This window comes from Enterobacter sp. AN-K1 (genome assembly GCF_020971765.1).
GTDB classification, from domain to species: Bacteria; Pseudomonadota; Gammaproteobacteria; order Enterobacterales; family Enterobacteriaceae; genus Enterobacter; species Enterobacter hormaechei_C.
On sequence record NZ_CP087390.1, the window covers coordinates 2,168,467 to 2,187,435 of the forward strand.

The following is an 18,969-nucleotide window of genomic DNA, read 5'->3' on the forward strand; positions in this document are numbered from 1 at the left end:
CACGATGTGACAGGAGAGAGGCATGTCAGCAATCGCATTTATCGGTTTAGGGCAGATGGGCGCGCCAATGGCGAAGAATCTGTTGAAGCAAGGTCATCAGCTTAACGTCTTTGACGTGAACCCGCAGGCGGTTCAGGCGCTGGTAGAGAGCGGTGCCCGGGCGGCGGCTACGCCCGCACAGGCAGCAACGGATGCCGAATTCGTGATCACTATGCTGCCAAACGGCGACCTGGTGCGCAGCGTGCTGTTCGGCGAGCACGGCGTGTGCGAAGGGTTATCTCGCGACGCGCTGATCATTGATATGTCCACCATTCACCCGCTGCAAACCGACGCGCTGATCCGTGACATGGCTGAGCAAGGCTTCAGCCTGATGGACGTGCCCGTCGGACGCACCTCTGACCATGCCATCGCCGGTACGCTGCTCCTGCTGGCGGGCGGTACGGCGCAGCAGGTTGAGCGCGCCACCCCCGTCTTAATGGCGATGGGCAATGAACTGATTAACGCTGGCGGGCCGGGAATGGGCATCCGCGTGAAGCTCATCAATAACTACATGAGCATCGCCCTGAACGCCCTTTCCGCCGAGGCCGCCGTATTGTGCGAAGCGCTTGGCCTCTCCTTTGACGTGGCGCTCAAGGTGATGAGCGGCACACCGGCGGGTAAAGGCCACTTCACCACGTCATGGCCGAACAAGGTGCTGAAAGGGGATCTTTCACCCGCCTTCATGATCGACCTTGCGCATAAGGATCTGGGGATCGCCCTCGACGTAGCCAACCAGCTCCACGTTCCGATGCCGCTGGGCGCGGCTTCCCGCGAAGTTTACAACCAGGCACGCGCCGCCGGGCGCGGGCGCGAAGACTGGACAGCCATTCTTGAACAGGTTCGCGCATCTGCCGGGCTGAAAAAAACACACTGATACGAAAGGACTGAGGAATGACGATGTACACCCTGAAAGATATCACCCGACCTTCCGGCGGTTTTGCGATGCTGGCCGTGGATCAGCGCGAAGCGATGCGCCTGATGTTTGCCGCCGCAGGCGCGCCGGTGCCGGTAACCGACCAGCATCTGACGGATTTTAAAGTCAATGCGGCAAAAATTCTGTCGCCGTACGCCTCTGCGATCCTCGTCGACCAGCAGTTCTGCTACCGCCAGATTGTCGAGCAGCAGGCCGTGGCCAAAAGCTGCGCAATGATTGTCGCCGCCGACGAGTTTATCCCGGGGAACGGCATTCCGGTCGACAGCGTGGTGATCGACAAGAACGTCGACGCGCAGGCGGTTAAACGCGATGGCGGCAAGGCGCTGAAGCTGCTGGTGCTGTGGCGCAGCGATGAAGATCCACAGCAGCGCCTGGAGATGGTGAAGGCGTTCAATACGCTGTGCCACGACAACGGACTGCTGAGCATTATCGAGCCGGTTGTGCGTCCACCGCGCCGCGGCGCCGCGTTTGACCGCGAGCAGGCGATTATCGATGCGGCCAAAGAGCTGGGCAACAGCGGTGCCGACCTCTACAAAGTGGAAATGCCGCTGTTTGGCAAGGGCACGCAGCAGGAACTGCTGACGGCCTCGCAGAAGCTGAACGAGAACATCGCCATGCCGTGGGTGATCCTCTCCTCCGGCGTGGACGATAAGTTATTCCCGCGTGCCGTAAGCGTCGCCATGCAGGCGGGGGCATCAGGCTTTTTAGCCGGTCGCGCCGTCTGGTCATCGGTGATTGGCCTGCCGGACACCGAGCTGATGCTGCGTGATATTTCCGTACCAAAACTTCAGCGTCTGGGTGAGATCGTCGACGAAATGATGGCTCGCCGTTAAGAAAGGACCCGAACATGAAATGGTTTAACACCCTGAGCCATAACCGCTGGCTCGAACAAGAGACCGACCGCATTCTCGATTTCGGTAAAAACGCCGCCGTACCGACCGGCTTTGGCTGGCTGGGCAATAACGGGCAGGTGCGCAGCGATATGGGCACCCATCTGTGGATCACCGCCCGCATGCTGCACGTTTACGCAGTGGCGGCGAACATGGGGCGTCCCGGCGCGTACGCCCTGGTTGAGCACGGCATTAATGCCCTGAACGGTCCGCTGCGCGACAAACAGCACGGCGGCTGGTACGCCTGCGTAAACGATGAAGGCGTGATTGATGCGTCCAAGCAGGGCTATCAGCATTTCTTCGTACTGCTGGGCGCGGCGAGCGCCGTCACCACCGGCCACCCCGAGGCGCGCAAGCTGCTGGACGACGCCATCGGAGTGATTGAGCGCTACTTCTGGAGCGAACAGGAGCAGATGTGCCTGGAGTCCTGGGACGAAGCCTTCAGCAAAACGGAAGACTATCGCGGCGGTAACGCCAACATGCACGCCGTGGAAGCCTTCCTCATCGTCTATGACGTGACCCACGACCGTAAATGGCTCGACCGCGCCCTGCGCATCGCCTCGGTGATTATTCACGACGTGGCGCGCAAAGGGGAGTACCGCGTTAACGAGCATTTCGACACCAGCTGGAACCCGATCCGCGATTACAACATCGATAACCCTGCTCACCGCTTCCGCGCCTACGGCGGCACGCCGGGGCACTGGATCGAGTGGGGCCGCCTGATGCTGCACCTGCGCGCCGCGCTGGAGGCCCGCTTTGAAACCCCGCCGGAATGGTTGCTGGAAGATGCGAAAGGCCTGTTTCACGCCACTATCCGCGACGCCTGGGCACCCGACGGGGCGGACGGCTTTGTCTACTCCGTGGGCTGGGACGGCAAGCCTATCGTGCGCGAACGCGTACGCTGGCCAATCGTCGAGGCGATGGGCACGGCTTACGCGCTCTACACCGTCACCGGCGAGGCGCAGTACGAAGCCTGGTATCAAAAATGGTGGGATTACTGCATCAAGTACCTGATGGATTACGAAAACGGTTCCTGGTGGCAGGAGCTGGACACCAATAACGAAGTGACCACCAAAGTCTGGGACGGCAAGCAGGATATTTACCACCTGCTGCACTGCCTGGTGATCCCCCGCCTGCCGCTGGCGCCGGGCTTAGCCCCTGCCGTCGCCGCCGGATTACTGGATAGCCTGGCCAAATAATAAAGACGGAGTTTTTATGCGTACCCTACACAATATTGACCTGAAAAATAACGAAAGTGGTTTCACCCTGCGCTGGCAGGACCGTCTGATTTTATCCCACTCTGCGGATGCCCCTTGCCTGTGGATCGGCGCAGGCGAGGCGGATATCGAGATGTTTCGTGGCAACTTCAGCATCAAAGACAAGCTCAACGAAAAGATTGCCCTGACGAACGCGACCGTTACGCAGCAAAGCACGGGCTGGGCAATCCGCTTTACCCGCGGCGACGCGGTGAGCGCGACGCTGCTGGTGGGCATGGATGCGGAGGGCCGTCTGGAGCTGAAGCTGAAAAATGACGCCGCCAGCCATAACCGCATCTGGCTGCGGCTGGCAGCTCAGCCTGACGATCATATCTACGGCTGCGGCGAGCAGTTCTCGTATTTCGATTTGCGCGGTAAACCGTTCCCGCTGTGGACCAGCGAGCAGGGCGTGGGCCGCAACAAGCAGACCTACGTCACCTGGCAGGCCGACTGCAAAGAGAACGCGGGCGGCGATTACTACTGGACCTTCTTCCCACAGCCTACCTTCGTGAGCACCCAGAAGTACTACTGCCACGTGGATAACAGCTGCTACATGAACTTTGACTTCAGCGCGCCGGACTTCCACGAGCTGGCGTTCTGGGAAGATAACGCCACGCTGCGCTTCGAATGCGCAGGAACCTACGTCGATCTGCTGGAAAAACTGACCGGCCTGCTGGGGCGTCAGCCTGAACTGCCGGACTGGGTTTACGATGGCGTGACGCTGGGTATTCAGGGCGGCACCGAGGTGTGTCAGCAGAAGCTCGACGCCATGCGCAAGGGCGGCGTGAAGGTGAACGGCATCTGGGCGCAGGACTGGTCCGGCATCCGCATGACCTCGTTCGGCAAACGCGTAATGTGGAACTGGAAGTGGAACAGCGCGCTCTATCCGCAGCTTGATGAGCGGATTGCGCAGTGGAAAGAGGAAGGCGTGCAGTTCCTCTCCTATATCAACCCGTACGTCGCCAGCGATAAAGATCTCTGCGAAGAGGCGGCACAGCGCGGCTATCTGACCAAAAACGCCGACGGCGAGGATTACCACGTTGAGTTTGGCGAGTTCTACGCGGGCGTTATCGACCTGACCAACCCAGAAGCCTACCGCTGGTACAAAGAGGTGATCAAAAAGAACCTGATCGAACTGGGCTGCGGCGGCTGGATGGCCGATTTCGGGGAGTATCTGCCGACCGATACCTTCCTGCACAACGGCGTGAGCGCGGAGATCATGCATAACGCCTGGCCTGCCCTGTGGGCGAAATGTAACTACGAAGCGCTGGAGGAGACCGGCAAGCTCGGGGAGATCCTGTTCTTCATGCGCGCGGGCTACACCGGCAGCCAGAAGCACTCGGTGATGATGTGGGCGGGGGATCAGAACGTCGACTGGAGCCTGGACGATGGTCTGGCGTCCGTCGTACCGGCGGCGCTGTCGCTGGCGATGACCGGGCACGGGCTGCACCACAGCGACATTGGCGGCTATACGACCCTCTTCGAGATGAAGCGCAGCAAAGAGCTGCTGCTGCGCTGGTGCGACTTCAGCGCCTTTACGCCGATGATGCGTACCCACGAGGGCAACCGCCCTGGCGATAACTGGCAGTTCGATGGCGACGCGGAAACTATCGCCCACTTCGCGCGCATGACCACCGTCTTCACCACTCTGAAGCCGTACATCAAAGCTGCGGTAGCGCAGAACGCGAAGAGCGGCCTACCGGTGATGCGCCCGCTGTTCCTGCACTACGAGGACGACGCGCGCGCCTACACGCTGAAATACCAGTACCTGTTTGGCCGCGATCTGCTGGTGGCGCCGGTTCATGAAGAGGGACGCCGCGACTGGTCGCTCTATCTGCCGCAGGACACCTGGGTCAATGCGTGGACCGGGGAAACCTGCCAGGGCGGTGACATCACCGTTGATGCCCCGCTCGGCAAACCGCCGGTCTTCTATCGCCAGCACAGCGAATGGGCAGATCTGTTTAGCACCTTACGTCATATCTGATAAGGCTCGCCCGCGGGGAAACCTGCGGGCAGACGGAGAACAATAATGAGTCAACATACTTCTGATCCGGCAACCCTGCGCCTGCCGTTTAAAGAAAAACTCGCCTACGGGATGGGCGATCTCGGCTCGAACATCCTGCTTGATATCGGCACGCTGTATCTGCTGAAGTTCTACACCGACGTGCTGGGGCTGCCTGGCACCTACGGCGGGATTATCTTCCTGATTGCGAAGTTTTTTACCGCCTTCACCGACATGGGCACCGGGATCATGCTCGATTCCCGGCGCAAGATCGGCCCGAAAGGGAAATTCCGCCCGTTCGTGCTGTATGCAGCCTTCCCGGTAACGTTGCTGGCGATTGCCAACTTCGTCGGCACACCGTTTGAAATTACCGGTAAAACGGTGATGGCGACGGTGCTGTTCATGCTGTACGGCCTGTTCTTCAGCATGATGAACTGCTCCTACGGCGCGATGGTGCCCGCCATTACCAAAAACCCGGACGAGCGTGCTTCGCTGGCCGCCTGGCGCCAGGGCGGCGCCACGCTGGGTCTGCTGCTCTGTACGGTGGGCTTTGTCCCGGTGATGAACCTGATTGAAGGCAACGACCAGCTTGGCTACATCTTTGCCGCCACCCTCTTCTCGCTGTTCGGGTTGTTCTTTATGTGGTGGTGCTATAAGGGCGTAACCGAGCGTTACGTCGAGACGCAGCCTGCTAACCCGGCGCAGAAACCGGGGCTGTTGCAGTCGTTTCGCGCCATCGCCGGGAACCGTCCGCTGTTTATCCTGTGCATCGCTAACCTGTGCACGCTGGGCGCCTTTAACGTTAAGCTCGCCATTCAGGTCTACTACACGCAGTACGTACTGAACGACCCGATCCTGCTGTCGTACATGGGCTTCTTCAGCATGGGCTGTATTTTTATCGGCGTCTTTATGATGCCCGGCGCGGTGCGGCGCTTCGGTAAGAAAAAGGTCTACATCAGCGGGCTGATGATTTGGGTGGCGGGCGATCTGCTTAACTACTTCTTCGGCGGCGGCTCGGTGAGCTTCGTGGCGTTCTCCTGCCTGGCGTTCTTCGGCTCCGCGTTCGTGAACAGCCTGAACTGGGCGCTGGTGTCCGATACCGTGGAATACGGCGAGTGGCGCACCGGCGTACGCTCCGAGGGGACGGTCTACACCGGCTTTACCTTCTTCCGTAAGGTATCGCAGGCGCTGGCGGGCTTCTTCCCGGGGATCATGCTCACGCAGATCGGCTATGTGCCCAACGTGGTGCAATCCGCCGGCACGGTTGAAGGGCTACGGCAGCTGATATTTATCTATCCGAGTCTGCTGGCAGTCATCACCATCGTGGCGATGGGCTGCTTCTACAACCTTAACGAGAAGATGTATGTGCGCATCGTGGAAGAAATTGAGCTGCGCAAACGTACGGCATAAATGACGTGATTGAGCGCCCTGCGGGGCGCTTTGAGGATCGACCATGACACATAATACTGATCCGTTAACCCTGAAATTGAGCCTGCGAGAGAAGTGCGCCTACGGGATGGGTGATTTTGGCTCGAACCTGATGCTGTGTATTGGCACGCTGTATCTGCTGAAGTTTTACACGGACGAGCTGGGCATGCCCGCGTTCTACGGCGGCATCATTTTTCTGGTCGCCAAGTTCTTTACCGCGTTTACCGACATGCTGACCGGGGTGCTGCTGGACTCCCGGCGTAATATCGGCGCGCGGGGCAAATTCCGGCCATTCATTCTCTACGCCTCCGTTCCGGTGGCGCTGGTGGCCACGGCGCAGTTTATGGCCAACGACTTTAGCCTGACGGTGAAAACGGCCCTCGCCACCGTGCTCTTCATGATGTTTGGCCTCTGCTACAGCCTGATGAACTGCGCCTACGGTGCAATGGTTCCGGCCATCACCAAAAACCCGAACGAGCGCGCGCAGCTTGCGGCGTGGCGTCAGGGCGGCGCAACGGTAGGACTGTTGCTCTGCACTGTCGGCTTTATGCCGATTCAGGCGCTGTTCGTCAGCCAGCCCTCACTCGGCTATCTGGTGGCCGCGCTGGTGTTCGTCACCGGGGGACTGTTCTGCATGTGGTGGTGCTACAGCGGGGTGAAAGAGCGCTACGTCGAGCTTACGCCCGATCACCATAAGCCCGGCATTCTGAAATCGTTCTGCGCGATTTTCCGCAATCCGCCGCTGCTGGTGCTGTGCATCGCCAACCTGTGTACCCTCGCCGCGTTTAACATCAAGCTGGCGATTCAGGTCTATTACACCCAGTACGTGCTGAACGATCTGCATCTCCTGTCGTGGATGGGCTTTTTCAGCATGGGTTGCATTCTGATTGGCGTGTTTCTGGTGCCTGGCGCGGTGAAGCGCTTTGGCAAGAAGCCGGTCTATCTGGGCGGGCTGACGCTGTGGGCGGTGGGCGACGTGCTGAACTTCGTCTGGGGAACCAGTTCCCTGCTATTCGTGCTCTTTTCCTGCATGGCTTTTTTCGGCACCGCGTTTGTGAACAGCCTGAACTGGGCGCTGGTGCCGGATACGGTTGATTACGGCGAGTGGAAAACCGGGATCCGCGCCGAAGGGTCGGTGTATACCGGCTATACCTTCTCGCGCAAAATCTCCGCGGCGCTGGCCGGTTTTCTGCCCGGTATCATGCTGACCCAGATTGGCTATGTTCCCCATGCCGTACAGAGCGCAGGCACGCTGCTTGGGTTGCGCCAGCTTATTTTCCTCTGGCCGTGCGGCCTGGCGATCGTTGCCGCCGTGACCATGGGGCTGTTTTATAAACTCAACGAAGCGCGCTTCGCCTTTATTATCGAGGAGATTGGAAAACGGAAAAAACAGACAGCAAATACCCCTGAGATAACCACCAACAATAAAGCGTCAGCAGTCACTTTATAACAATAAATCCGGCCACTATGTCCTTCCTGTTTATCAGGAGGGAGGCCTTTCTGTACCTGATACATGGACAAATTATGAAAAGAATCATTACTGTACTGATCGTGTCGTCTGTGTCCTGCCCGGTTTTTGCCGGGGCCTATGTCGAAACGCGCGAAGCCTACAACACCGCCTCTGAGCTGCACGAAGTGATCCTGCGTGCAGGCTATAACTTCGATATGGGCGCGGGACTGATGTTCACCAACGCTTATAACGTGGGGAAATGGGACGAACTGAAACACAGCTATAACGAAATCGAGGGGTGGTATCCACTCTTCAAACCGACCGACAAACTGACCTTCCAGCCCGGCGGCTTGATTAATGACAGCAGCGCAGGATCAGGTGGCGCGGTTTATTTAGATACTAACTATAAATTTACGGACTGGTTTAATCTGACGTTCCGCTATCGCTATAACCATAACAATTATGATACGCCGGACTATAACGGGCAGATGGATAAGAACGACACGCATGAATTCGCCAACTACTGGAATTTCAAAGTGACGGATGCGTTTTTCTACACCTTTGAGCCGCACTTTTTCCAGCGGGTGAATGATTACCACAGCAAAAATGGCAAAGATCATCACTGGGAAATTACTAACAAGTTCAGCTATAAAATCGACAGAAACTGGCTGCCGTATCTTGAGCTACAGTGGCTGGACCGATGGAATGATTACAACCGCGAGCAGTACCGGATCCGGTTAGGGTTGCGGTATTCGTTCTAATAAAAAAGCCGCTGATCGCTCAGCGGCTTTTTCGTTGCCGGGTGGCGCTTGCGCTTACCCGGCCTACGGCATAACCGAATTAGTCTTCTTTCGCACCGCGCATTGCACGTTTACGATCGTTCTCGGTCAGGTGACGTTTACGGATACGAATTGACTGAGGCGTCACTTCGACCAGTTCGTCATCATCGATGAATTCCAGAGCCTGCTCCAGCGTCATCTTGATCGGTGGAACCAGAACCGTTGCTTCGTCAGTACCGGACGCACGCATGTTGGTCAGTTTCTTACCGGTCAGGCAGTTTACCGTCAGGTCGTTAGAACGGCTGTGAATACCGATGATCTGGCCTTCGTAAACTTCAGCACCGTGGCCCAGGAACAGCTTACCGCGATCCTGCAAACCGAACAGCGCAAACGCAACCGCTTTACCCTGACCGTTGGAGATCAGCACGCCGTTGTTACGCTGGCCCACTTCGCCCGGACGAACGTCGTCGTAGTGGCTGAAGGTGGAGTACAGCAGACCGGTACCGGAAGTCATGGTCATGAACTCAGAACGGAAGCCGATCAGGCCACGGCTTGGGATCACGTAGTCGAGACGTACGCGGCCTTTACCATCTGGATTCATGTTTTTCAGGTCGCCTTTACGCTCACCCAGTGCCTGCATCACAGAACCCTGGTGCTGCTCTTCAACGTCCAGCGTTACGTTTTCGAATGGCTCTTGTTTACGGCCGTCGATTTCGCGGAAGATAACTTTCGGACGGGAAACCGCCATCTCGAAACCTTCACGACGCATGTTTTCGATCAGAACAGACAAGTGCAGCTCACCACGACCCGAAACGCGGAATGCATCAGCGTCTTCGGTTTCTTCAACGCGCAGCGCAACGTTGTGCACCAGCTCTTTGTTCAGGCGGTCAAGGATCTGACGAGAGGTAACAAACTTACCCTCTTTACCACAGAACGGAGAGGTGTTGACGTTGAAGAACATGGATACGGTTGGTTCATCAACGGACAGGGCTGGCAGCGCTTCGACGTTCTGCGGATCGCAGATGGTGTCGGAGATGTTCAGTTCACCCAGACCGGTGATGGCGATGATGTCGCCCGCTTCAGCGATGTCGCTCTCGATACGCTCAAGACCAAGGTGAGTCAGAACTTTACCGACTTTACCGTTACGGGTTTTGCCTTCGCTATCGATGATAGTGACCTGCTGGTTAGGCTTCACTTTACCGCGCTTGATACGACCAATGCCGATTACGCCAACGTAGTTGTTGTAGTCGAGCTGAGAGATCTGCATTTGCAGGGTGCCTTCCAGGTCAACGTTTGGCGCAGGAACGCGGTCAACAATCGTCTGGTACAGCGGAGTCATGTCTTCCGCCATGTCTTCGTGATCCAGACCGGCGATACCGTTCAGCGCAGACGCATAAACGATAGGGAAGTCCAGCTGTTCGTCGGTCGCGTCGAGGTTAACGAACAGGTCGAAGACCTGGTCAACAACCCAGTCAGGACGCGCGCCAGGACGGTCAACCTTGTTGATCACAACGATAGGTTTCAGGCCGTGGGCAAATGCTTTTTTGGTCACGAAGCGCGTTTGCGGCATAGGGCCATCAAATGCGTCAACCACCAGCAGCACGGAATCCACCATGGACATCACGCGCTCAACTTCACCACCGAAGTCGGCGTGCCCTGGGGTATCAACGATGTTGATACGGTAGTCATTCCATTTGATAGCGGTGTTTTTGGCGAGGATGGTAATCCCACGCTCTTTCTCCAAATCGTTGGAGTCCATCACACGCTCTTGAGTTTCGGCACGAGCATCAAACGTACCGGACTGCTGTAGCAGCTTATCAACCAGGGTAGTTTTACCATGGTCGACGTGCGCGATGATGGCGATATTACGCAATTTTTCGATCACAACTTTGCCTCAGGCATTTAGAAATAGCGCGTTATTGTACACGGATTAATCGCACTACAAAACAGGATCACAAACATCCCCCGCAAACAAGTATTGCAGAGATGCTTTGTGATCGCTTTCACGGAGCGGTAAAAGGGCACTTTAACGTAAATTGCACCAATATGGTGCTCGATGTTCACACAGAAGCACTATAATGGTGCAAAAAATCCAATGTGGTGCAGCCCTTCTGCACTATGGTGCGCATGATAACGCCTTTTTGGGGTGTTTTAAAAGTTGGCACAGATTTCGCTTTACAGAAATACAGTAAAAATATGGCAGCCCAGCCGATTTGAAGACCTCGTTACCACGACGACAATGACCAATCTGGAGAGTTAAGTATGTCCGCTGAACACGTTTTGACGATGCTGAACGAACATGAAGTGAAGTTTGTTGATCTGCGCTTCACCGATACCAAAGGTAAAGAACAGCACGTCACGATCCCTGCTCATCAGGTGAACGCCGAATTCTTTGAAGAAGGCAAAATGTTTGACGGCTCCTCCATTGGCGGCTGGAAAGGCATTAACGAATCCGACATGGTTCTGATGCCAGACGCAACCACTGCGCTCATTGACCCGTTCTACGAAGAACCTACGCTGATCATCCGCTGCGATATCCTGGAACCTGGCACGCTGCAAGGCTATGACCGTGACCCACGCTCTATCGCAAAACGCGCTGAAGAGTACCTGCGTTCTACCGGTATCGCAGACACCGTTCTGTTCGGGCCAGAGCCAGAGTTCTTCCTGTTCGACGACATCCGTTTTGGTGCTTCCATTTCTGGCTCCCACGTCGCTATTGATGACATCGAAGGCGCATGGAACTCTTCCACCAAATACGAAGGTGGTAACAAAGGTCACCGTCCGGGCGTGAAAGGCGGTTACTTCCCGGTTCCTCCGGTCGATTCTTCACAGGACATCCGTTCTACCATGTGTCTGATCATGGAAGAGATGGGCCTGGTTGTTGAAGCGCACCACCACGAAGTGGCAACGGCTGGCCAGAACGAAATCGCTACCCGCTTCAACACCATGACCAAAAAAGCGGATGAGATTCAGATCTACAAATACGTTGTGCACAACGTTGCGCACCGTTTCGGGAAAACCGCGACCTTCATGCCAAAACCCATGTTTGGCGATAACGGTTCCGGTATGCACTGCCACATGTCCCTGTCCAAGAACGGCACCAACCTGTTCTCTGGCGACAAATATGCGGGTCTGTCTGAGCAGGCGCTGCACTACATCGGCGGTGTTATCAAGCACGCTAAAGCGATCAACGCCCTGGCGAACCCGACCACCAACTCCTACAAGCGTCTGGTCCCAGGCTACGAAGCACCGGTGATGCTGGCTTACTCTGCCCGTAACCGTTCTGCTTCTATCCGTATCCCGGTGGTGGCGTCTCCGAAAGCGCGTCGTATCGAAGTGCGCTTCCCGGACCCGGCGGCTAACCCATACCTGTGCTTCGCAGCACTGCTGATGGCCGGTCTGGACGGTATCAAGAACAAGATCCACCCGGGCGAAGCCATGGACAAAAACCTGTACGACCTGCCGCCAGAAGAAGCGAAAGAGATCCCACAGGTTGCTGGCTCTCTGGAAGAAGCCCTGCAAGCGCTGGACGCAGACCGTGAGTTCCTGACCGCTGGCGGGGTGTTCACCGATGAAGCTATCGACGCTTACATCGCGCTGCGTACCGAAGAAAACGACCGCGTTCGCATGACGCCGCACCCGGTTGAGTTCGAACTGTACTACAGCGTTTAATTGATTTGTTTTACCCGGCGCATACGCGTCGGGAGTAGTTGCCGTGGAAACTTTAGCCCATCTTCGGATGGGCTTTTTTCTCCACCAACAACCTGATCTCACGCGCTTTTTACCTCTAAAACGCTATACTGCACTAAAATAGTGCAACGACTCCAGGAGACTGCTGAATGGCAACTGGCACGCTGCCCGATGCTGGGCAGATCCTCAATTCTTTGATTAACAGTATCTTGCTGGTCGACGACGAGCTGGCGGTGCATTACGCCAACCCGGCGGCGCAGCAGCTGCTCGCTCAAAGCGCCCGTAAACTGTTTGGCACGCCGCTGCCTGAACTGCTGAGCTATTTCTCGCTGAATATTGGTCTGATGCAGGAGAGTTTGCAGGCGGGTCAGGGCTTCACCGATAACGAAGTGACGCTGGTGATTGACGGACGCTCGCATATTTTGTCCCTCACCGCACAGCGCCTGCCAGATGGCATGATTCTGCTGGAAATGGCGCCGATGGATAACCAGCGTCGTCTCAGCCAGGAGCAGCTACAGCATGCTCAGCAGATTGCGGCGCGCGACCTGGTACGCGGGCTGGCTCATGAAATTAAAAACCCGCTGGGCGGCTTACGCGGTGCGGCACAGCTTTTGACCAAAGCGCTGCCTGACCCTGCCCTGGCGGAGTATACCAACGTCATTATCGAGCAGGCGGACCGTCTGCGTAATCTGGTCGATCGCCTGCTCGGGCCGCAGCAGCCGGGGATGCATGTTTCAGAAAGCATTCACAAGGTGGCGGAGCGGGTGGTGAAACTCGTCTCTATGGAGCTGCCGGATAACGTCACGCTGGTGCGTGATTACGACCCAAGCCTGCCGGAGCTGGCGCACGATCCAGACCAGATTGAACAGGTGCTGTTGAACATTGTGCGTAACGCGTTGCAGGCGCTGGGCCCGGAGGGTGGCGAAATTATTCTGCGTACCCGCACCGCGTTCCAGCTGACGCTGCACGGCGTGCGTTATCGTCTGGCGGCACGTATTGATGTGGAAGATAACGGGCCGGGGATCCCGCCGCATCTCCAGGACACCCTGTTCTACCCGATGGTCAGCGGTCGCGAAGGCGGCACCGGGCTGGGGTTATCCATAGCCCGTAATTTGATTGACCAACACTCCGGCAAAATTGAATTTACCAGTTGGCCGGGACATACCGAGTTTTCGGTTTTCCTGCCGATTAAAAAATAAAGGTGACGTTTATGCAACGAGGGATAGTCTGGGTAGTCGATGACGATAGCTCCATCCGTTGGGTGCTTGAACGCGCGCTCACAGGAGCGGGATTAAGCTGCACGACGTTTGAGAGCGGCAGCGAAGTGCTCGACGCACTCACCACCAAAACGCCGGACGTTCTGCTCTCGGATATTCGCATGCCGGGCATGGACGGACTGGCGCTCTTAAAGCAGATCAAACAGCGCCACCCCATGCTTCCGGTCATCATAATGACCGCCCACTCCGACCTGGATGCCGCCGTTAGCGCCTACCAGCAGGGGGCGTTTGATTATCTGCCAAAACCGTTTGATATCGACGAAGCCGTTGCCCTGGTCGAACGCGCCATCAGCCACTATCAGGAGCAACAGCAGCCCCGACACGCGCCGGATTTCGGGCCTACGACGGACATCATCGGTGAAGCGCCGGCCATGCAGGACGTGTTTCGCATCATCGGGCGTCTGTCGCGCTCGTCTATCAGCGTCTTGATTAACGGTGAATCAGGGACCGGTAAAGAGCTGGTTGCGCACGCCCTGCATCGCCACAGCCCGCGGGCGAAAGCGCCTTTCATCGCCCTGAACATGGCGGCGATCCCCAAAGATTTGATTGAATCTGAGCTGTTCGGCCACGAAAAAGGGGCGTTTACCGGGGCAAATACCATTCGTCAGGGACGCTTTGAACAGGCTGACGGCGGAACGCTATTCCTGGATGAAATCGGCGATATGCCGCTGGATGTTCAGACCCGACTGCTGCGCGTGCTGGCAGATGGCCAGTTTTACCGCGTGGGCGGCTATGCGCCGGTGAAGGTGGACGTGCGTATTATTGCCGCGACGCACCAGAACCTGGAGCTGCGCGTGCAGGAGGGGAAATTCCGTGAGGATTTATTCCATCGTCTGAACGTGATCCGCGTCCACCTCCCGCCGCTGCGCGAGCGTCGGGAAGATATCCCGCGTCTGGCGCGCCATTTCCTGCAAGTGGCGGCCCGCGAGCTGGGCGTGGAAGCCAAGCAGCTTCATCCGGAAACGGATGCCGCCCTCACCCGTCTGGCGTGGCCGGGCAACGTGCGTCAGTTGGAAAACACCTGTCGCTGGCTGACCGTAATGGCCGCCGGACAGGAGGTGTTGATTCAGGATCTCCCCGCCGAGCTGTTTGAAGCCACCGTGCCCGAAAGCACCGCCGGACATGCGCTGCCGGACAGCTGGGCGACGCTGCTGGCGCAGTGGGCAGATCGCGCGCTGCGTTCCGGTCATCAAAATCTGCTCTCCGAAGCGCAGCCTGAGATGGAGCGCACGCTGTTGACTACCGCGCTTCGTCATACCCAGGGCCACAAACAGGAAGCGGCTCGCCTGTTGGGATGGGGTCGAAACACCCTGACGCGCAAGCTGAAAGAGCTGGGAATGGAGTGATCTTACTCCGCTGTGTAAAGGTTACTAATTGAGCGCAAAGTGCCGTTATTTTGCGCTTTACTGTTCCGATGAGTTTTGTATGATCGTGCCCGGAAACAGGGGGGAGCATCATGCTGGAATCATTAGTGACTTTGCTTTCGAGCGGAGCAGCAGAAAGCCACACGCCACAAACTGCCGTTGCGGCGGTATTGTGTGCGGCACTGGTTGGGCTGTTTAGCTAACGCGCTGTCGATGAAAAGCCGGGTGGCGCTTCGCTTACCCGGCCTACATCTCGCACTTAAGTAGGCCGGGTAAGGCAAAGCCGCCACCCGGCATTACAGCTCAAATCACCCGCGAGAACTGCTGTAAACGCGCCTTCTGACGCAGATAGGCATCGAAGCACATGCAGATATTACGAATCAACAGACGTCCTTTCGGCGTGACGACAACCGCACTCTCCGACACATCCACCAGCCCGTCTTTCGCCAGCGGCGCCAGAAGCTTCAGGTCTTCGGCAAAGTAATCGCTGAATTGCAGATCCCATTGCGACTCCACCTCGCGAAATTCGAGACGGAAGTTGCAGATAAGCGCCTTAATCACATCACGACGGATGCAGTCGTCGCGGGTTAGCGCGATGCCGCGCCACAGCGCGTTGCCGGTTTCGTCTATCTGCTGATAGTACAGCTTCAGCTCTTTCTGATTCTGGGCGTAGCAGTCGCCAATCATGCTGATGGCGGAGACGCCCATTCCGAGCAGATCGGTATCGCCCTGGGTGGTGTAGCCCTGGAAGTTACGGTGGAGAACACCTTCGCGCTGGGCAATCGCCAGTTCATCGTCAGGGCGGGCAAAGTGATCCATTCCGATAAACTGATAGCCGGTTTCGGTCAGCGAGGCGATGGTCTCCTGCAAAATGTCCAGCTTTTGCTGGGCGGAAGGCAGATCCGCATCTTTGATTTTGCGCTGAGCGGCGAACAGCGTCGGCAGGTGCGCATAGTTAAAGACGCTCAGACGGTCCGGGTTAAGCTCAGCCACGCGTTTAAGCGTATAGGCGAAGCTCTCCGGCGTCTGCTTCGGCAGGCCGTAAATCAGGTCTATATTCGTTGAGGTAAAGCCGATTTCACGCGCATGGTTGAGTAAGGCAAAGATAAACGCTTCGTCCTGCTCGCGGTTTACCAGGCGCTGTACTTCTTTGTTGAAGTCCTGTACGCCCATACTCAGGCGGTTGAAACCTTCGGCGCGTAAATGATCCAGCACATCCAGCTCGATTTCACGCGGATCGACCTCGATCGAAATTTCGGCGTCGTCGTTAAAACTAAAATTGCCGCGCAGCAGCGCCATCAGGCGGCTGATCTGCGCTTTATTCAGATAAGTTGGCGTACCACCGCCCCAGTGAAGCTGGCTGACGTGACGCCCTTTAAACAGCGGTGCGCGGTGCAGAATTTCCTGTTCGAGCGCATCGAGGTATTGATCGGCTTTGTGCTGCTGGCGGGTAACGATTTTATTGCAGCCGCAGAAGTAGCAGAGCTTATGGCAGAACGGAATATGGACGTAGAGCGACAGCGGGCGCTCGGGATAGCGCGCCACAGCTTGCTGAAAATCCGCCTCGCCGAAAGCATCAGAAAACTCCAGCGCGGTGGGGTATGAGGTATAACGCGGCCCGGAATAGTTATATTTCTGGATCAGGGCCAAATCCCAGTCGATAGATGGTACAGACATGCTCACTCCTTCCGTTGGTGTCGCGTTCGTATACGGCGGCCCGTTCTGGTCCCGTTGCGGGCCATCATTCGGGTGCGCAGCCACTTCTGTCGCCGCGACAACCGCCGTAGTTTAACGAATAACCACACCAGATAACATATAACCGGAAGGGTTATAAGCAGGACGAGTGTACCTGCCGGGTGCAAATGTTAGTTTCCACCTTTCAGCAGACGCATCATATCTTCCTGCTTTTCGTCTTCCTCTTCGTCTTCTTCATCATCGTAGGACAGACCCAGCTTCTGCATCAGTTCATCAATGCGGTCCAGTTTGGCGTCCACCCAGGACTGCTCTTCAGCGGTCAGGGTTTCACCCTCTTCAAGACGTTCCAGCAGCGCATCCAGGCGCTCATCGTTCTCCAGCATATCCAGCTCAGCCTGCGGTGAAAGCATAGGTTTCTCGCTCTTTGGTTTGTGCTGCTTAGTGACCGGCGTGTCTGTCACGCCCAGTGGAATGGGAGTTTTACTGCCGATACGAGGATCTTTCTGCTGTTTGCCTTTTGCAGAAGCGCCTGCGGCACCGCCACCGTTAGCACGGCTACCCGCAGCATGGCCACGATGTTTTTTATCGCGTTTGCGATCGCGCGCTTCCTGATTCAGTTCTTCGCGCGTTTTGCGGCGTGCTTTTGCAGGGCGTTTCACGCCCGCAGCGGAGGTCGGTTTTTTCATGATGTTTTATCTTTAAGTCGTTTTCTTCAGTATAGAATTGCGGCGAAATCTAGCAGAAAGCAAGCAAAGAAAAAAGGCGACAGAGCAATCTGTCGCCTTTTTTCCTGACTCACAACCCTTAACGGGTCAGACATTCCCTGTTTGCCTGCAACAAACCCTGTTTATCCCTTGGCTACTACCGTCCGTGATACGGTTCCGTTTCCTGTTAAAAACGCCTCCAGGCGCCGGTCGTCCTGACAATCCTGAGTCTTCGCCTCCTGGCGCTCCTGACCCTTATCCTTAAGTCGTTATCCTGTTGGCATCCTCGCCCTGGCACACACTTTACCTTGTTCCCTTAAACTAACAAGCTATGAAAAGGTACAAAACCGGATTTTCAGATAATTACTCATTAATAACTCTTTGAATTTTAATACTTTGAGTTTTTTAGCGCCTGCGATTTCTCTTAAATTTCTCATACGCTTAAGGGCAGATCTCTTACATTCCGTAGGGCTTTCACTTACATGTCAATGACGAAGGGAAAAGCCTTTTGCCCGCATTCAGGTATAATCCCCGCAGATTACGATTTTTGGAGACGACCACGTGACTACCTGGAACTACCAACAGACGCATTTTGTCACCAGTGCGCCCGATATTCGCCACCTGCCCTCAGACACAGGGATTGAAGTGGCATTTGCTGGCCGCTCCAATGCGGGAAAATCCAGTGCCCTGAATACGCTCACCAATCAGAAAAACCTGGCGCGTACCTCAAAAACACCTGGCCGTACTCAGCTGATTAACCTGTTTGAAGTGGCTGAAGGCAAACGCCTGGTCGATTTACCGGGCTACGGTTACGCGCAGGTACCGGAAGAGATGAAGATCAAATGGCAGCGTGCGCTGGGTGAATACCTGGAAAAACGCATGTGTCTGAAAGGTCTGGTGGTGCTGATGGATATTCGTCATCCGCTGAAAGATCTCGATCAGCAGATGATTGACTGGGCGGTGGCAAGCGATATTGCGGTGCTGGTGCTGCTGACAAAAGCGGATAAGCTGGCGAGCGGCGCGCGCAAGGCGCAGGTGAACAAGGTTCGTGAAGCGGTGCTGGCATTCAACGGTGATGTGCAGGTTGAACCGTTCTCCTCGCTGAAAAAGCAGGGCGTGGATAAACTGCGACAGAAGCTCGACAGCTGGTTTAACGATCTGGAACCGGCGACAGAAGCGGAAGCAGAGTAACAACAGGCGCGGCGATGGCCGCGCTTTTTTTTTGCCAGAAACTTTCTTTGCCGCAATAAAAAACGCCCCAGTCATTACTGACTGGGGCGGCTAAAATATTCAGCCAAATCCGATTACGTGAAGTAAAAGGTCTGAAAGATAGAACATCTTACCTCTGTACCCTACGTCGTTAACTCTACTCTTTTTTTATCGCTGGACAAAGCACTTTTTGTAGTTTTTTTTCATTCTTTACATAGGGAATTCTAATGATCGTCACAAAACGCGCGTACT

General features: G+C 56.2%; 15 protein-coding genes. 12 read left to right on the plus strand and 3 right to left on the minus strand.

Features of this window, described 5'->3' with window-relative positions; all coding sequences use genetic code 11:
* Positions 1-22 precede the first annotated feature (22 nt).
* The 7 genes from yihU to ompL all read left to right on the plus strand — a co-directional run bounded on the left by yihU (position 23) and on the right by ompL (position 8,760).
* On the plus strand, positions 23-913 hold the full coding sequence (gene yihU, locus LOC22_RS10415; protein WP_230239526.1) for a sulfolactaldehyde 3-reductase: 891 nt from the start codon (positions 23-25) through the stop codon (positions 911-913).
* A 17-nt stretch (positions 914-930) separates the two neighbouring features.
* Positions 931-1,806 carry a sulfofructosephosphate aldolase gene (gene yihT / locus LOC22_RS10420; protein ID WP_100135133.1) on the plus strand — a complete coding sequence of 292 codons (876 nt, stop codon included), beginning with the start codon at positions 931-933 and terminating at the stop codon, positions 1,804-1,806.
* Positions 1,807-1,820: 14 nt separating this feature from the next.
* Entirely contained in the window at positions 1,821-3,062 is a 1,242-nt protein-coding gene (gene yihS / locus LOC22_RS10425) for a sulfoquinovose isomerase (RefSeq protein WP_045348646.1), read from the plus strand.
* Between the two features lie 16 nt (positions 3,063-3,078).
* Entirely contained in the window at positions 3,079-5,103 is a 2,025-nt protein-coding gene (locus LOC22_RS10430) for an alpha-glucosidase (protein ID WP_230239527.1), read from the plus strand.
* A gap of 45 nt (positions 5,104-5,148) precedes the next feature.
* Positions 5,149-6,531, plus strand: a complete 1,383-nt coding sequence (locus LOC22_RS10435; RefSeq protein WP_003861932.1) for an MFS transporter — start codon at positions 5,149-5,151, stop codon at positions 6,529-6,531.
* A gap of 43 nt (positions 6,532-6,574) precedes the next feature.
* Positions 6,575-7,999, plus strand: a complete 1,425-nt coding sequence (locus LOC22_RS10440) for an MFS transporter (protein ID WP_017382668.1) — start codon at positions 6,575-6,577, stop codon at positions 7,997-7,999.
* Between the two features lie 74 nt (positions 8,000-8,073).
* Entirely contained in the window at positions 8,074-8,760 is a 687-nt protein-coding gene (gene ompL / locus LOC22_RS10445) for a porin OmpL (protein ID WP_003861929.1), read from the plus strand.
* A gap of 79 nt (positions 8,761-8,839) precedes the next feature.
* On the opposite strand, the gene typA is transcribed toward ompL, so the two are convergent.
* Positions 8,840-10,663 (minus strand): ribosome-dependent GTPase TypA, encoded by a 1,824-nt coding sequence (gene typA / locus LOC22_RS10450; RefSeq protein ID WP_003861927.1) that lies wholly within the window; start codon positions 10,661-10,663, stop codon positions 8,840-8,842.
* A gap of 377 nt (positions 10,664-11,040) precedes the next feature.
* Between typA and glnA the strand changes: the two genes are divergently transcribed.
* From glnA to LOC22_RS10470, 4 genes are all read left to right on the plus strand, one after another.
* Positions 11,041-12,450: a glutamate--ammonia ligase gene (gene glnA, locus LOC22_RS10455; RefSeq protein WP_003861925.1), complete on the plus strand. Its 1,410-nt coding sequence runs from the start codon at positions 11,041-11,043 to the stop codon at positions 12,448-12,450.
* 167 nt (positions 12,451-12,617) lie between these two features.
* Positions 12,618-13,667 carry a nitrogen regulation protein NR(II) gene (glnL, locus tag LOC22_RS10460; RefSeq protein ID WP_003861923.1) on the plus strand — a complete coding sequence of 350 codons (1,050 nt, stop codon included), beginning with the start codon at positions 12,618-12,620 and terminating at the stop codon, positions 13,665-13,667.
* An 11-nt stretch (positions 13,668-13,678) separates the two neighbouring features.
* The gene (glnG, locus tag LOC22_RS10465; RefSeq protein ID WP_003861919.1) at positions 13,679-15,091 is read left to right on the plus strand and encodes a nitrogen regulation protein NR(I); all 1,413 of its coding nucleotides are present in this window, start codon (positions 13,679-13,681) and stop codon (positions 15,089-15,091) included.
* A gap of 110 nt (positions 15,092-15,201) precedes the next feature.
* Positions 15,202-15,312 (plus strand): YshB family small membrane protein, encoded by a 111-nt coding sequence (locus tag LOC22_RS10470; protein WP_017382667.1) that lies wholly within the window; start codon positions 15,202-15,204, stop codon positions 15,310-15,312.
* A 100-nt stretch (positions 15,313-15,412) separates the two neighbouring features.
* Here LOC22_RS10470 and hemN read toward each other — a convergent pair whose 3' ends face one another.
* On the minus strand, positions 15,413-16,786 hold the full coding sequence (gene hemN / locus LOC22_RS10475) for an oxygen-independent coproporphyrinogen III oxidase (RefSeq protein ID WP_015569899.1): 1,374 nt from the start codon (positions 16,784-16,786) through the stop codon (positions 15,413-15,415).
* A gap of 188 nt (positions 16,787-16,974) precedes the next feature.
* Positions 16,975-17,490, minus strand: coding sequence for a Der GTPase-activating protein YihI (gene yihI, locus LOC22_RS10480; protein ID WP_015569898.1), 516 nt, complete (start codon positions 17,488-17,490; stop codon positions 16,975-16,977).
* 579 nt (positions 17,491-18,069) lie between these two features.
* Between yihI and yihA the strand changes: the two genes are divergently transcribed.
* Positions 18,070-18,699 (plus strand): ribosome biogenesis GTP-binding protein YihA/YsxC, encoded by a 630-nt coding sequence (gene yihA, locus LOC22_RS10485; protein ID WP_003861913.1) that lies wholly within the window; start codon positions 18,070-18,072, stop codon positions 18,697-18,699.
* Positions 18,700-18,969 lie beyond the last annotated feature (270 nt).